Consider the following 14,941-nt stretch of genomic DNA (forward strand, 5'->3'; position numbering starts at 1 on the left):
TAGCCTCGATATTTCATGGGGTTCTGGCGTGTCTTCGGGTGCCGTGTTTTAGGTGGGTTTGACGGTTGGTGGCGTGGGTTTGGCCCGGCTGTCGCGTCGGGTGTGCGGGGGTCCGATGTCCTTGGGTGGTAGGGATGTGGGCCAGGGTTAGGTGGCTGGCCAGGGTGCGGTGCGGAGTCGGTCGAATGCGGCGGCGAGGTTGGGGGCCCAGGGCCAGTCGGTGTCGAGTCTGAGGTGCCGGCCGCGGGCGGTGCGGACGAGGACTGCGGCGGTGTGGAGGATCTGGTAGCGGAAGGTGGCTGGTTCGGTGCGGGCGAGGGTGTGGGTGAAGCAGACGGCCTGGGACCAGGTGATGAGGTCGGCGGCGGCCAGCGCGAGTTCGAGCCAGCAGGCGTTGGCTGTGTAGGCGTAGAACGGAAGGTTGCGCAGGCCGGTGTCTTTCCCGGTGCGGATCCGGTCCTCGACCCGGGCGTGGGCGCGGTGTTCCATCTCCAGGTCGGGGAGTTGACCACCGGGTGTGTCGGTGAGGAACGCGGTGAACCGGTGGCCGTCGATGTCGGTGAAGGTGAGCTGGGCGCCGGGGTGGGGGCGTTCTTTACGGACGATGACGCGGGACCCGGTTGGCCAGTTGTCGAGGTTGAGCAGGTCGGTGAGTTCGGCGACCCAGGCGCCGCGGCGGGGCTCACCGTCGGCGTTGTAGGCCTGTTGCCAGGCGTGTTTCGGGGTGGCCAGGATCGCTTGCTGCAGGTTCTCGTCGACGGAGAACCCGAGCGAGAACCCGATCCCGTGTTTGCGGAGCGCGGCGGCGAACACGTGGGTCGCACCGGCCGAATCAGCGCTGGCCATCACCTTGGGCGCGTCGACCGCCCCGGGCCGGGGCCGGACGTTCTCGGGCAGCGCGGCGATCGCCAGGTCCAGCACTGTCACGTGGTCGGCGGCGGTATTACTGCCGGCGTTGCCCGGCCGCAGCAGCCCGGCCAGCGCCTCTCCACCCGACATGTCGGGCCGGTCCAGGTAACACAGCAACGGGTGGAAGCCGTATCCCTTCTTCCAGGTGGGTGCGGCGTTCTCCTTGTCCGAGTGCGCGGTCAGCAGGGTCGCGTCGAAGAGCAGCCACAACTGCTCGGACAGGTCCGGGCCGGCACCGGCCGCCCAGGCCCGCTCCCGGGCTGTTGCGCGCGCGGCCCGCAACAGGTCCAGTTTGACCTCATCGACCTTGTCAACCACTCGCCACGCGGTCGGGTCGGATGCGACCGGCCCGAACAGTTTCGGCTGGTCCCGCAGTGTCCGCAGGTGCCGTAGCGCGTCGCCGCCGTCGGCGATCGTCACCGCCAAGTCCACCAGCACCTGGCCCGGTGCATGCAGCGGCGGCAACCGGTAGGTGTCGATCAGCGCTTCGGTCCACCCCTTCACCAGCCCGGTCTCGGCCGCCAACTCCCGCAACAGCGCGGTTCCGGCATGCGACACGATCCCCTTACCATCCGCCGACACCTTGAACCGACGCGCCGCCTTGCTAACCTTCACCTGAGAGTGCCTTCCTGCTCGGGATCCTTGGACCTTCGACAAGCCCAATTTTCCCTTACAGACAAGGCACTCTCGCCTTTTCAGCTCACGTGTCGCACCAATTTCTGTGAAACGCCGAGGTTAGTGGCGTCTGGCTTTGTTGGCTGCTTTGGCTCTGGCTCGGAGGGCTTTGGGGCGGCGGAGGAACAGGGCCAGCAGGAGGAACGGCGGGGCGGCGTACGCCCAGACCGGGACCTTGTAGACCGTCGACTGAACGATGGCGGTTGCGACCAGCGCGGCTCGGTTGCGCCGGGGTGGCAGGGCAGAGGCCTTCTTGGAGGTGTTCGGTCCGTTGCCCTCGGCGGTCTTGGGGCGAGCAGCGGCGACCGGCTTGACCAGCGTGCCCACCGGCGTCAGGGCGTCGTACGACTTGAAGGTCCAGTCGAGCAGGTTGGTGGCGTCCTCGGTGATGCCGTGCGGTGAGTTCATCAGCGTGACCACCAGCGTGTGCCCGTTGCGCCGGGCCGCTCCGATGAACGTGTTGCGGGCCAGCGTCGTGTAGCCGGTCTTCACGCCGAGCGCGCCGTCGTAGTTGAACAGCAGCTTGTTCTGGTTGGCGACCTGGTAGCTGCCCTTCTTCGCCAACGGGAAGTTCGTGTACTTCGTCGACGCGTACTTCGCGAAGTCCGGCCGCGCCAGCCCTGCCTGGGCGAACAACGCCAGGTCATACGCGCTGGAGTACTGCCCGTCCGCGTCCAGCCCGGTCGGGTCGGTCACGTTGGTGTCGCGCGCACCGAGTTCGCCCGCCAGCTTGTTCATCCGCTGGATGGTCGCCGGTACGCCGCCCTTGTCGTGCACCGCGAGTGCATGCACCGCATCGTTGCCAGACGCGAGGAACATCCCCTGGAACAGCAGGTCGACCGAGTACCGCAGCCCCGGGTACACCCCGACCTTGCTGCCCTCGATGCCCGCGTCCTGGTTGGTACCGATCACCTGGTCGGCCTTGTTGAGCCGCGGCAGCAGTACCAGCGCAGTGAGCGTCTTGAGCGTGCTGGCCGGCCGCAGCTTGGCATGCGGCGCCTTGGCCGCCAGTATGTCGCCCGTGTCGACGTCAGCCACCACGTACGCCGACGCCTGCACCGCCGGCGGCGTCGCCCCAGCGGCGACAACCGTCGACTCCGTGGTCAGCTGTGCGCCGCCGACCGGGGTACTAGCACCCTGGCTGGCGGCGGTCGCTGCAAGAGGACCGGTCACCACGAGAGCCGTGGAGGCTACCGCGGTGGCGCAGACCGTCAGGAGGACACGCATCGCGCCGACTCTAGACGGCCCACGGTCCACTAGTCACGCGCGGTAGGCCGTCCACATGTTGCTGATCCGGGTGCTCTGGCCAGGGGTGAACTGGTTGTAGCAGGAGTCGTACGAGTAGTCCATGTAGTTGTGGATCGGGTCCAGGCCGGGCAGCGAGCAGGAGTTGCGGCCGGTCGGGCAGCCGGAGCTGGCACTGCCTTGCGCCGGGGTGTCGGAGACGGAGTCGTTCGTGCTCGTGCAGCCACCCTGGAACGTGTGGTAGAGCCCGAACCAGTGGCCGGCCTCGTGCGTAGCGGTCTTGCCGAGGTTGAAGTTCGTGGCCGAACCGCCCGGCAGCGAGGTGTACTGCACGCGGATCCCGTCGATCTTCGGGTTGCTCGAGTAGTCCCACGGGAAGGTCGCGATCCCGAGGTACGAGAAGTTGACCAGCCAGATGTTGAGCGCGTTCTTGCCACCCTTGCGGGTCTGCGACCGGTACGTCGTACTCTGGCCGTCCGTGTGCCAGGTGCTGTTGTTGTACCGGTAGGTGCCGGCCAGGGTGAACGTGAAGCCGGTGTTCGCCGCGGACGACGACTCGCCACCGGCGAAGTTCTGGTTCAGCTCGGCGATCTGCTGGTTGATCTGGGTCGCGGTCACGTCGCCGGCGCCGGAACTGCTGCGCATGACGTGGATGTAGACCGGCACGTTGGCAGCGGCGAGCTTGCCGGGTGCAGGCGCGAGCCCACGGGCCTTCTTCGCGGCCAGCAACTGAGCGGTCTTGGCATCGATCGCCTTCTGCTCGGCCACCGACAGCTCACGATGGTCGGCACCGTGCCCACCACGCGCGGACGGCCCTTCGGCCGGGGCGAAACACGGGTTCACCTGGTCCACCGGCAACTGCGCGGTGGCCTGACCACTCAACGGACTGAAAGCAAGCGCCGAACCGGCCACCAGAACGGCCAGGGCGCGGGGGCGGGTGAAGAGAGATCGCATAAAGCGCTCCTCGAATCAATGGCCGCGGGGCGGGCGACCGGATCAGCCGATTTTGAGCGCCATCCCGCCAACTTCAAAGCCGTTCCCTGTCCGATACGTGCCACGGCAGTACTGCGCCGGAACCTGCCGGATCTCCAGGCCATCAAAGTCGGCCCGCGCTCGGTATCGGGCGGCGGAGGCGAGCGCGGCAGGCCGCTGGACCGGGAGGATTGATGGCGTGCGTGTCCGCGCACATTGACATCCGCGCTCGGGCTTGCGTCAATGGACTGACTGCAGACCAATAGAATTCGGGAGTGACCGTGGACTCTGGCACCGGCAAGCTGAGCGTGCAGGCCTTGCGTGACCTCGTCGGGTCCGGGCGGATCGACACCGTGCTGGTGGCGATCACCGACATGCAGGGGCGCTTGCAGGGTAAACGGTGTGGGGCGAGGTACTTCCTGGAGGAGGTACTGCGGCATGGCAGCGAAGGGTGCAACTACCTGCTCGCCGTCGACGTCGACATGAACACCGTCGAGGGCTACGAGATGTCCTCCTGGGAGCGCGGGTACGGCGATCTGCTGATGGCCCCCGACCTCGACACCCTGCGCCTGCTGCCCTGGCTCGAGGGCACCGCGCTCGTGCTCTGCGACGTCCAGTGGCTCGACGGTACGCCGATGCCCGTCTCGCCGCGGCAGGTGCTGAAGCGCCAGCTCGACCGGCTGGCCGAGCGTGGGCTGAAAGCGTACGTCGGTACCGAGCTCGAGTTCATCGTCTTCAACGACACATTCGAGTCCGCCTGGAGCAAGGCGTACAAGGATCTCGACCCGGCCAACCAGTACAACGTCGACTACTCGCTCCTCGGCACCGCCAGGATCGAGCCGCTGCTGCGTGACATCCGCAACTCGATGGAAGGCGCCGGCCTGTACGTCGAGTCCGCCAAGGGCGAGTGCAACCTCGGTCAGCACGAGATCGCTTTCCGGTACGACGAGGCGCTCGCGACCTGCGACAACCACTCGATCTACAAGACCGGGGCCAAGGAGATCGCCGTCAGGCACGGCAAGAGCCTGACCTTCATGGCCAAGTACGACGAACGCGAGGGCAACTCGTGTCACATCCACCTGAGCTTCCGGTCCGAGACCGGCGAGCCGGTGCTCGCGGGCGATCGCGAGCACGGCTTCTCCGAGCTGATGGAGCAGTTCATCGCCGGGCAGCTGGCCTGTCTGGAGGAGTTCACCTACCTGCTCGCGCCGAACATCAACTCCTACAAGCGATTCGTACCGGGCAGCTTCGCGCCGACTGCCGTTGCCTGGGGCATCGATAATCGCACCTGCTCGCTGCGCGTGGTGGGCCATGGCGAGTCCCTCCGGGTGGAGAACCGCCTGCCGGGTGGCGACGTGAACCCCTACCTCGCCGTCGCCGCGCTGATCGCGTCCGGCCTGCACGGCATCGAGAACGAGCTGGAGATGGAGCCGATGCTGGAAGGCAACGCCTACACCTCCGACAAGCCGCACGTCCCCACCACGTTGCGCGAGGCCGCCGCCTTCTTCGGTGGGTCGAAGATCGCCCGCGAAGCCTTCGGCGACGATGTCGTCGAGCACTACGTCAACGCGGCCCGCGTCGAGCTGGATGCCTACGACGCCGCCGTCACCGACTGGGAGCTGACCCGTGGCTTCGAGCGCCTCTAAACCCCGAATCGGCATCACCACGTACCTCGAACCGACGATCTGGGGAGTCTGGCAGCGCGAAGCCGCCATCCTGCCGCGCGTCTACCTCGACTCGGTGGTCGCGGCAGGCGGAGTACCGCTGCTGCTCCCACCCGTTGGCACTGACGCCTCAGTACTCGAGCTGCTCGACGGCCTGATCATCGCCGGCGGGTGCGATGTCGACCCCGGATCGTACGACGCCGCGCCACACCCCGAGACGGTCGACACCCGGCCGGGCCGTGACGAGCACGAGTCCATCCTGATCAAGGCAGCTCTCCAAAACGATCTCCCGCTGCTCGCGATCTGCCGGGGACTGCAGATGCTCAACGTCACGCTCGGCGGCACGCTGCAGCAGCACCTGCCCGACGCCGTCGCTCACGACGAACACCGCCCCAGCCCCGCCGTCTTCGGGCGAACCGAGGTGAAGATCGAGCCGGACACCCTGGCAGCCCGGCTGTTCGGCGAACAGACCAGCGTCCACTGCTATCACCACCAGGCGATCGACCTCGTCGCCGGCGAACTGCGGGTGACCGCACGCGCCGGCGACGGCACCGTGGAGGCCGCCGAGGTCGACGGCAAGCAGTTCGCCCTCGGTGTGCAGTGGCATCCCGAAGAGAACCCCGAAGACCTGCGGCTGTTCGCCGCACTCGTTGCTGAAGGCAAGAAGAGGAGCGCGCGCCGGTGACGCACGACGTGATCAACCCCGCGACCGAAAAGGTTGTCCGCAGCATCGAACTGGCCTCGGTCGAGGACACCGACGCCGCGATCGCCCGGGCCGCCGAGGCGTTCAAGACCTGGCGGGCGGTGGCGCCCGCCGATCGCGGCCGGCTGCTGCGCCGGTTCGCCGACGCGGTCGACGCGGACCTGGACAACCTGGCCCAGCTGGAAGTCGAGAACGCCGGGCACACGATCGGCAACGCCCGCTGGGAAGCCGGCAACGTGCGTGATGTGCTCACCTACTACTCGGCGGCGCCGGAGCGGTTGTTCGGCAGGCAGATACCAGTTGCCGGAGGCATCGATCTGACCTTCGCCGAGCCGCTCGGCGTGGTCGGCATCATCGTGCCCTGGAACTTCCCGATGCCGATCGCCGGCTGGGGTTTCGCGCCCGCGCTGGCAGCGGGCAACACCGTCGTACTGAAGCCGGCCGAGCTGACGCCGTTGACCGCGATCCGGTTGGGCGAGCTGGCGCTGGAGGCCGGGTTGCCGCCAGGCGTACTGGAGATCGTGCCCGGCGCGGGGACCGTGGTGGGACAGCGGTTCGTCACGCATCCGGCCGTGCGGAAGGTGGTCTTCACCGGGTCGACCGGGGTCGGCAAGCAGATCATGGCGGGCTGCGCGGACCAGGTGAAACGCGTGACGCTCGAGCTCGGCGGCAAGTCGGCGAACATCGTCTTCGCCGACTCCGATCTCGCCAAGGCGGCCGCGCAGGCGCCGTACGGGGTGTTCGACAACGCGGGGCAGGACTGTTGCGCGCGGTCGCGGATCCTGGTCGAGCGGTCGGCGTACGGGAAGTTCCTGGAGCTGCTGGAGCCGGCGGTGAAGGCGTTCAAGGTCGGCGACCCGAGCGATCCCGCGACTGAGATGGGTCCGCTGATCTCAGCGCAGCAGCGCGAGCGGGTGGCCGCCTACACGCAGCAGGACGTCGCATTCACCGGTACTGCGCCCGAAGGCCCCGGCTACTGGTTCCCGCCGACCGTGCTCACTCCGGCGCCTGACTCGGCTGCTCTCAAGGACGAGATCTTCGGCCCGGTGGTGGCCGTGGTCCCGTTCGAGGACGAGGCCGATGCGCTGCGGATCGCCAACGACTCGGAGTACGGGCTGTCCGGGTCGATCTGGACCCGGGACGTCGGCCGCGCGCTGCGGGTCGGCAGGGGTGTCGAGGCGGGCAACCTGTCGATCAACTCGCACTCGTCGGTGCGGTACTCGACGCCGTTCGGCGGCTACAAGCAATCCGGGCTCGGCCGCGAGCTCGGGCCGGACGCGCTGGACGCGTTCACCGAAACCAAGAACATCTTCATCTCCACGGAGGACTGATCAAATGACAGACGTGCAGGCGACAAGGCTGGTCGGACGAGTCGCCGTCGTCACCGGCGGTGCCAGCGGGATCGGTCTCGCCTCCGTACGGCGACTCGCGGCCGAGGGCGCCAAGGTGGTCATCGGCGACGTCGACCCGGCGGCCGGCAAGGCGACGGCCGACGAGGTCGGCGGCTTGTTCGTGCAGACCGACGTGACCAGCGACGCGGATGTCGCGAACCTGTTCAAGCAGGCCCACGACACCTTCGGCAGCGTCGACATCGCCTTCAACAACGCCGGGATCTCACCGCCCGAGGACGGCTCGATCCTGGAGACCGGCCTGGAGGCGTGGCGCAAGGTGCAGGAGGTCAACCTGACTTCTGTGTACCTGTGCTGCAAGCACGTCATCCCCTACATGCAGCGTCAGGGCAAGGGCTCCATCATCAACACCGCCTCCTTCGTCGCCGTGATGGGCGCCGCGACCTCACAGATCTCGTACTCCGCCTCGAAGGGCGGCGTACTCGCGATGAGCCGGGAGCTGGGCGTCGAGTTCGCCCGGCAAGGCATCCGGGTCAACGCGTTGTGCCCGGGACCGGTCAACACTCCGCTGCTGAAGGAGCTCTTCGCCGCGGACGCCGAGCGCGCCCAGCGCCGCCTGGTGCACGTGCCGATGGGCCGCTTCGGTGAACCCGAGGAGATCGCCGCCGCCGTCGCCTTCCTGGCCAGCGACGACTCGTCCTTCATCACCGCGAACACCTTCCTCGTCGACGGCGGCATCTCCGGGGCGTACGTCACCCCGGTGTAGCTACCCTGAGCCGAACCAACGGGGAAAGAGGGTGCCAGGGTGGCAGGTGCGGACGACGCGGTGTTCCGGCCGGTGCGGGCCGGCAACCCGTTCGAGGAGACGGTCGAACGGTTGCTGCAGGCAATCAAGCTCGGCGTGGTCGGGCCGGGTGAGCGGCTGCCCGCCGAACGCGACCTGGCCGCCCGGCTGAACGTCAGCCGGGTCACCCTGCGCGAGGCGATCCGGGCGCTCACCGACTCCGGGTACGTCGAGTCCCGCCGCGGCCGGTATGGCGGGACCTTCGTCAACGAGCGCCTGCCCAAGCCCCGGCGTACCAGCGCGAAGCAGCTCACCCGCGAGCTGGGCGCGGGAGTCGACGACGCCCTCGTACTCCGGTCCGCGCTGGAGACCGGAGCAGCCGAGGCCGCGGCGGCACGCGTGCTGACCGAGGCCGAGGTCGAGCACCTTCGGCGCTGCCTGGCCGAGACGTCGACGGCCAAGCTGGGCGACTATCGCAGGATGGACTCCCGCCTGCACCTGGCGATCGCAGAGGTCAGCGGCTCGCCGTCGCTGACCTCGGCCACGGCCGACGTCCGGATGCGGCTGAACGAGCTGCTCGACGCGATTCCCTTGCTGGCGGTCAATCTGGAGCACTCCAACGACCAGCACGACGCCATCGTCACCGCGATCCTGGCCGGCGATTCGGTCGCGGCCCGGCAGGCGATGCAGGAACACCTGTCCGGTACTGCCGCGTTGCTGCGGGGCTTCCTGACCTGATTCCTTGACAGCGGGTGTGGCAGATGTCTCAATGGTCCGCAAAGGTCTGTAGGAAGACCATTGGGAGGCATTCCGTGAGCACCGAACTGAGCGACGACGAAAAGCGGCTGCACCAGCTGGGCTACGCGCAGGAACTGTCCAGAACGATGTCGGGGTTCTCGAACTTCGCCGTCTCCTTCACCATCATCTCGATCCTGTCCGGCTGCCTGACCCTGTACGGCTTCGGGATGAACACCGGCGGACCGGTGATGATCGTCTGGGGCTGGCCGATCGTCGGCCTGATGACGCTGCTGGTCGGACTCGCGATGGCCGAGGTCTGCTCGAGCTTCCCGACCGCCGGCGGCCTGTACTACTGGTCGGCCAAGCTCGCGCCGTCGCACGGCCCGGCCTGGTCCTGGTTCACCGGCTGGTTCAACTTCCTCGGCCAGGTCGCCGTCACCGCCGGCATCGACTTCGGTGCCGCCTTCTTCCTGAACGCGCTGCTGGACCTGCAGTTCGGCTTCAGCGCGACGCCCGGGCACACGATCTTGCTGTTCGGGATCATCCTGCTCGTCCACGCGCTGCTGAACTCGGTCGGCGTCAAGCTGGTCGCGCGGCTCAACGACATCAGCGTCTGGTGGCACATCGTCGGCGTCGTCTTCATCGTCGCGATGCTGGCCTTCGTGCCCGACCGGCACCAGTCGGCCGACTTCGTCTTCACGGAGTTCGTCAACAACACCGGCTGGGGCTCGACCTTCTACGTCGCGCTGCTCGGCCTGCTGCTGGCGCAGTACACCTTCACCGGGTACGACGCGTCGGCGCACATGACCGAGGAGACCCACGACGCGGCCCGCTCGGGACCGCGCGGCATCGTGATGTCGATCCTGGTCTCGCTGGTGGCCGGCTGGGTGCTGCTGATCGGCCTGACCTTCGCGATCCAGAGCTACGACGGCGCGCTCGGCAGTGATACCGGCGTACCGCCCGCGCAGATCTTCATCGACGCGGTCGGGGTCTCGCTCGGCAAGGTGCTGCTGCTCGTGGTCGTCGGCGCCCAGCTGTTCTGCGGGATGTCGTCGATGACCGCCAACTCGCGGATGATCTACGCCTTCTCCCGCGACGGCGCGCTGCCGGCGTCGAAGTTCTGGCACAAGATCAACTCCAAGACCCGGACGCCCACCAACGCTATCTGGCTGGCCGGCGGCGGCGCCTTCCTGCTCGGCCTGCCGTACCTGTGGAACGCGACGGCGTACGCCGCGGTGACCTCGATCGCGGTCATCGGGCTCTACATCGCCTACGTGATGCCGACCTTCCTGCGGCTGCTGCAGGGCGACAAGTTCCAGCGCGGACCGTGGCACCTGGGCCGGTGGAGCCGGCCGATCGGCGTGATCGCGGTCATCTGGGTGCTCTTCATCACCGTGCTGTTCATGCTGCCGCAGGTCAGCCCGGTCGGGCCGAAGACCTTCAACTACACCCCGATCGCGGTCCTCGCCGTCCTCGGCTTCGCCGGCCTGTGGTGGCTCATCTCGGCCCGCCACTGGTTCACCGGCCCCAAGGTCCAGGGCTCCGAGGAGGAACTAGCCGCCATCGAACGCGACCTCGAATCCATCTGACCCCTGCGAGCCCACTTCTGATGGGCTTGAACACCAAACGGCGGGCTTGAACAGGGCAGACCCTGTCCCAGCCCGCCGCTTGCTGGCCAAGCCCACCACTGGTGGGCTTGGCACGTCGCAGCCGGGGGCGGGCGGGATTGGCGGGCTTGGGTGTCACAGGCGGGTCAGTGCGGTGTCGGGGCACTGGTGTGCCAGGGGAGGTTTTCGGCGAGTTTTGCCCGACACGCCGGGAGAATGCGCAATCGTGGGCTAACCGCCCGTTTGAACGGCTAGATGACGAGGTAGTGGCCAGGCGATCTCCATATGTGACACTCGCCGTGTCCATTGGCACTCGACTGTGATGTCGGCGAATGTAATCCTTCGGGGAGAATGTGGATCGATGACTGACGACGAGCTGGTCGGGCGCGCCGGACTGGTCGAGCGTGCCAAGAAGCAGCTCGAGACCAGCGGCAGCGTGCTGCTCTACGGCCCGACCGGGATCGGCAAGTCCGCCACCGGCCGGGCACTGGTCGCTGAACGCGCCCGGGCCGGGTGTCGCGTACTGAGCGCCGCACCCTCCCAGAGCGAGGCCGGCCTCCCGTATGTCACCCTCCTCGATCTCCTCTCCAACCAGCTCGAGCTCGCCTGGCAGGTGCTGCCCGACCACCTCCGCCAGCCTCTGGAAGTGGCACTGCTCAAAGCGAGCGCCCCCGACACCGTGCGCGACGAGCTGGCCGTGCGACTCGCAGTTCTGCACGTACTGCGTCGCCTGGCCGCCTCCGGCCCGGTGCTGCTGGTTGTGGACGACATCCAGTGGGTCGACCCGTCCAGTCTCGAAGTGCTGACCTTCTGTGCGCGGCGGCTGACCGAGGGTGTCCACATGCTCGCCACCGAGCAGGTAGCCGACGGCGACCTTCCGGTGATGGCTGAGGCCTGCCCGGAGCCGGTGCTGCAGCTGGAAGTGCCGCCGCTCACCGAGCCCGACGTACTGGCTCTACTCCGCAACAGACTCTCCAGCCCACTCCCGGTCCGTACTGCGCGCCGCATCTTCACCGCGAGCGCCGGCAACCCATTCATGGCGCTGGAGCTGGGCCGGGCCATCCTGCGTCACCCGCAGGGTGTCTCGCCGAACGACCCGCTGCCGGTGTCCAGCCGCCTGAAGACCCTGCTGGGAGACAGGCTCGCCGACGTCACCCCAGCGACGTACGAGCTGCTGTTGCACGCGGCCACCTCGCCGCGCCCGACGACCAACCAGCTGTCCCAGGCGCTCAAGCGACCCATCGATGCCGAGCTGGCCGAGGCGGAGGGGCTCGGGCTGGTCGACGTGTCGTCCGAGCGGCTGCGGTTCTCCCACCCGCTGCTCAGAGAGTTCGTGTACGCCGAAGCGACCTCTGCGGCCCGGCGTCAGGCGCACGCCCAGTTGGCGGCAGTGGTCGACGAGCCGGTGGAGAACGCCACACACAGAGCACTGGCGACGCAGGAGGCCAACACGGATCTCGCCGCGACGATAGAAGCCGCTGCGGTGGTGGCGGGCGGCCGTGGTGCACTCGGGGCGGCCGCGACCCTGTGGCGACTCGCTGCAGAGCGCACACCCGCTGGCGAGCAGGATGACCGGGCCAGGCGGCTGTCCAGCGCAGCAGACGCCGCAGCCGCGGCCGGGCACCTAGTGGAATCCGCTGAGATGGCGCGGCTCGCAGTACAGGCTGCTACTCGTCCAGACACCAAGGTGGCTGCTCTGCTGCTTCTGGTGGATGCGGCGTGGCCCGAGCGCGAGCAGCGGATCACCCTGCTGGCCGAGGCCTTCGAGGCGGCGGTCGGTAACCCGCAGCTCGAAGCACGGGTTCGGATCTTGCGCAGCAACAGCGCGTACTTCGATCGTCGGCTCGACGATGCCCAGGAGGACGCGCAGGTCGCCGAGAGGCTCGCACGCGAGTGCGGTGACGTCGAGGCGCTAGTCGATGCTCTGAGCGCGGCCAGCAGCGTGCAGATCGCCCGTGGCGGCGAGCAGACCTCCGACGGGCTGCTGGAGCAGGCTGCCGAGCTGTCGCGTGGCTTGCCGCTCACCAAGGCCGTGGTGGGTGCCCGGCAGATGGCGGCAATGCGTGAGCTGTTCCGCGGCCGGACAGGCGAGGCGATCGAGCAGATCAGCGCGCTGGTCGACGAAGTACGGGCTGGCGGCGCAGTCCGCTGGCTGGCGTCGGTCCTGGTCTCCGCGACGGCGATCTACGAGCGCAGCGGCCGCGGTGCCGATGCGCTTGCCGCAGGCCACGAGTGCTACCAGCTGATGCAGGACCTGGGCGACGAGCCAGAGGTCGGGCTGGTCGTCGCCTGTCGCGCGGAGTGGGCCGGCGGCACGGCGACGATGGGGCGCGAGCTGGCAGAGGCGGCGCTGGAAGGCTGCCGGCTGGTCGGCAACGAGGAGTGGACCGGCCCGGCGCTCACGGGCGTGGGCATGATCGGCGTACTGACCGGCGACCCGCAACGCGCAGTGGAGGCTTTCGACGCGATCGCCGAGTCTGGCGAGGCCGCGATGCCGTACGACCCGGCCGTGATCCCGTGGCACGCGGACTACGCGGAGGCGCTGGTCGCCGCCGGGCGGTTGGATGACGCCGCGGCCCTGATCGCCGAGATCCGGGGGCGGGCCGAGACGCTGGACAGGTCCGTCGTGATGGTCGGGCTGGCGCGATCCGAGGCGCTGCTGATCGCCAAGCAAGGCGACCCGGCCACGGCGCTGGAGCTGCTGGAGAAGACGATCAGTACCGCGGGGGATCGCATCTACCCGATGGATCTGGCCCGCTGCGAGCTGACTCGCGGCCGGGTGGCCCGGCAGGCTCGTCGCAGGTCGGTCGCACGGACTGCCTTCCTGGACGCGATCGAACAGTTCGAGGCGTACGCCGCGCCCGCGTGGCGCGAGGTGGCCGAGACGGAGCTCGCGCGTCTCGACGTACCGAGTCGCAGCCGGCAGCCGTCCGAGCTGACCGACAACGAGCTGCAGATCGTCGCGATGGTCCGCGACGGCTCCACCAACCGGGAGATCGCGGCGGCGCTCTACCTGAGCGTCAAGGCGGTCGAATCGCAGCTGACCAGGCTGTACCGCCGCTTCGGCGTCGCCAACCGCACCCAGTTGCTAAGAACGGTCGATCGCGGCCCATCTTGACACCCGGCCAAAGGTTAACCCTTGGTTTTACCCGCCAGTAGCCACAAAGGGTTGCCCGGTGGTTACTGACTGGACCAGCCTCGTACTCACGTAGAGAGCTCGCCCCTCGCTCGGGGCGGCCGAGTGAGGCGCGGCCGCCCCGCTACGCAAGACTGGTCGGGTGAAGCTAGAACGCAAGCATGCTCTCGTCCTGATCGGTATCGCCGTCTGGAACGTCGTCACCTACGTGACCTTCATCAAGAACCTGGCCGGCACCGAAGGCCGCCCGACCGGGTACTACGTGGCGCACACGGTCCTGATCGTCGTGAACCTGCTGATCGCCGTCCTGCTCGGCACCTGGGGCTACCGCGCCCTCAAGGCTGCACGAAACGCGACGGACTGACCCCGAGCATCCTGCGGAAGTGCCGGGTCAGATGCGACTGGTCGAAGAACCCGGCCAGTACTGCGACCTCCGCCGCCGGCCGGCCCTCGAGTAGATAGCGCCGGGCCAGGTCGATCCTGCGGCCGGTCAGATAGCGATGCGGCGGCATCCCGAACTCGCGGCTGAAGGCGCGAACCAGATGAGCCGGATGCGCATGCACCAACTCAGCGGCCTGGTTCAGCGTCAAGCCGGCTGGTAGATGGCCGTCGAGAACCTCCCGAAGTTTCACGGCCACCCCGGCGTCACGGCGATCCGGCGGAGCGACGACCTGCTTGCTCAGGTGCTGCTGGAGCCGCTCCTCGATCAGCGTGAGCCGGCTTTGCGCTTCGAGGTCTTCCCGGCCGTCGAGCAGCACGCCATGCAGTTGGTGCAGGCGGTGGCGCAGTACGGGGTCGACGTACTCCGGGTGGTCGACCGCCGCGCCGACCAGGCCTTCGCCGCCCAGGCGATCCGGCTCGAGGTAGAGCACCCGCTTGCGGAAGCCTTCGGGGTGGACCGACCGGCCGTCGTGCGGGACGTTCGGGGGGAGCAGCGACACCTGCGCCTGGGACAGGCCGTGCTCGCGGTGGTCCAGGTCGTAGCGGACCGCGCCCTCGTCCACGATCAGCACGGTCCACGCGTCGTGCGTGTGGCTCGGGTAGGCGTGCGACGGGAAGTGCGCGTGCAGCACCTCGACGACACCGTCCATCGCCGGCCGCCAGGCTCTCACCTGCGCGTCACTGCTCATAGCTCAGAACATACCCTCGGAGGACGACG

Annotated in this window: 12 protein-coding genes; 8 read left to right on the forward strand and 4 right to left on the reverse strand. The window is 68.2% G+C overall.

What is annotated here, in order from left to right:
- Positions 1 to 147 precede the first annotated feature (147 nt).
- From A3ES_RS0140070 to A3ES_RS0140080, 3 genes are all read right to left on the reverse strand, one after another.
- Complete coding sequence (locus A3ES_RS0140070) at positions 148 to 1,524, reverse strand: IS1380 family transposase (RefSeq protein WP_020388679.1); 1,377 nt, start codon at positions 1,522 to 1,524, stop codon at positions 148 to 150.
- Between the two features lie 120 nt (positions 1,525 to 1,644).
- Positions 1,645 to 2,811, reverse strand: coding sequence for a D-alanyl-D-alanine carboxypeptidase family protein (locus A3ES_RS0140075; protein WP_020392479.1), 1,167 nt, complete (start codon positions 2,809 to 2,811; stop codon positions 1,645 to 1,647).
- Positions 2,812 to 2,844: 33 nt separating this feature from the next.
- Entirely contained in the window at positions 2,845 to 3,783 is a 939-nt protein-coding gene (locus A3ES_RS0140080; RefSeq protein WP_020392480.1) for a zinc metalloprotease, read from the reverse strand.
- Positions 3,784 to 4,076: 293 nt separating this feature from the next.
- Between A3ES_RS0140080 and A3ES_RS0140085 the strand changes: the two genes are divergently transcribed.
- The 8 genes from A3ES_RS0140085 (at position 4,077) to A3ES_RS0140120 (ending at position 14,146) form a co-directional block, all read left to right on the forward strand.
- Positions 4,077 to 5,447 (forward strand): glutamine synthetase family protein, encoded by a 1,371-nt coding sequence (locus tag A3ES_RS0140085; RefSeq protein WP_020392481.1) that lies wholly within the window; start codon positions 4,077 to 4,079, stop codon positions 5,445 to 5,447.
- Positions 5,428 to 6,150, forward strand: coding sequence for a gamma-glutamyl-gamma-aminobutyrate hydrolase family protein (locus A3ES_RS0140090; protein WP_020392482.1), 723 nt, complete (start codon positions 5,428 to 5,430; stop codon positions 6,148 to 6,150). The genes A3ES_RS0140085 and A3ES_RS0140090 overlap by 20 nt, the downstream gene beginning before the upstream one ends.
- Positions 6,147 to 7,499, forward strand: a complete 1,353-nt coding sequence (locus tag A3ES_RS0140095) for an aldehyde dehydrogenase family protein (RefSeq protein ID WP_020392483.1) — start codon at positions 6,147 to 6,149, stop codon at positions 7,497 to 7,499. The genes A3ES_RS0140090 and A3ES_RS0140095 overlap by 4 nt, the downstream gene beginning before the upstream one ends.
- 4 nt (positions 7,500 to 7,503) lie before the next feature.
- Complete coding sequence (locus A3ES_RS0140100) at positions 7,504 to 8,283, forward strand: 3-oxoacyl-ACP reductase (protein WP_020392484.1); 780 nt, start codon at positions 7,504 to 7,506, stop codon at positions 8,281 to 8,283.
- Positions 8,284 to 8,322: 39 nt separating this feature from the next.
- Positions 8,323 to 9,039: a FadR/GntR family transcriptional regulator gene (locus A3ES_RS0140105; RefSeq protein WP_020392485.1), complete on the forward strand. Its 717-nt coding sequence runs from the start codon at positions 8,323 to 8,325 to the stop codon at positions 9,037 to 9,039.
- A gap of 74 nt (positions 9,040 to 9,113) precedes the next feature.
- Positions 9,114 to 10,628 (forward strand): amino acid permease, encoded by a 1,515-nt coding sequence (locus tag A3ES_RS0140110; RefSeq protein WP_020392486.1) that lies wholly within the window; start codon positions 9,114 to 9,116, stop codon positions 10,626 to 10,628.
- A gap of 379 nt (positions 10,629 to 11,007) precedes the next feature.
- The gene (locus tag A3ES_RS0140115) at positions 11,008 to 13,764 is read left to right on the forward strand and encodes a helix-turn-helix transcriptional regulator (RefSeq protein ID WP_020392487.1); all 2,757 of its coding nucleotides are present in this window, start codon (positions 11,008 to 11,010) and stop codon (positions 13,762 to 13,764) included.
- A 160-nt stretch (positions 13,765 to 13,924) separates the two neighbouring features.
- Positions 13,925 to 14,146, forward strand: a complete 222-nt coding sequence (locus A3ES_RS0140120; protein WP_020392488.1) for an SCO4848 family membrane protein — start codon at positions 13,925 to 13,927, stop codon at positions 14,144 to 14,146.
- Here the strand turns inward: A3ES_RS0140120 and A3ES_RS0140125 are convergent.
- Positions 14,118 to 14,912, reverse strand: coding sequence for a helix-turn-helix transcriptional regulator (locus A3ES_RS0140125; protein ID WP_026163637.1), 795 nt, complete (start codon positions 14,910 to 14,912; stop codon positions 14,118 to 14,120). The two genes, A3ES_RS0140120 and A3ES_RS0140125, sit on opposite strands and share 29 nt — an antisense overlap.
- Positions 14,913 to 14,941: the final 29 nt, after the last annotated feature.

The organism is Kribbella catacumbae DSM 19601 (genome assembly GCF_000372465.1).
GTDB lineage: Bacteria > Actinomycetota > Actinomycetes > Propionibacteriales > Kribbellaceae > Kribbella > Kribbella catacumbae.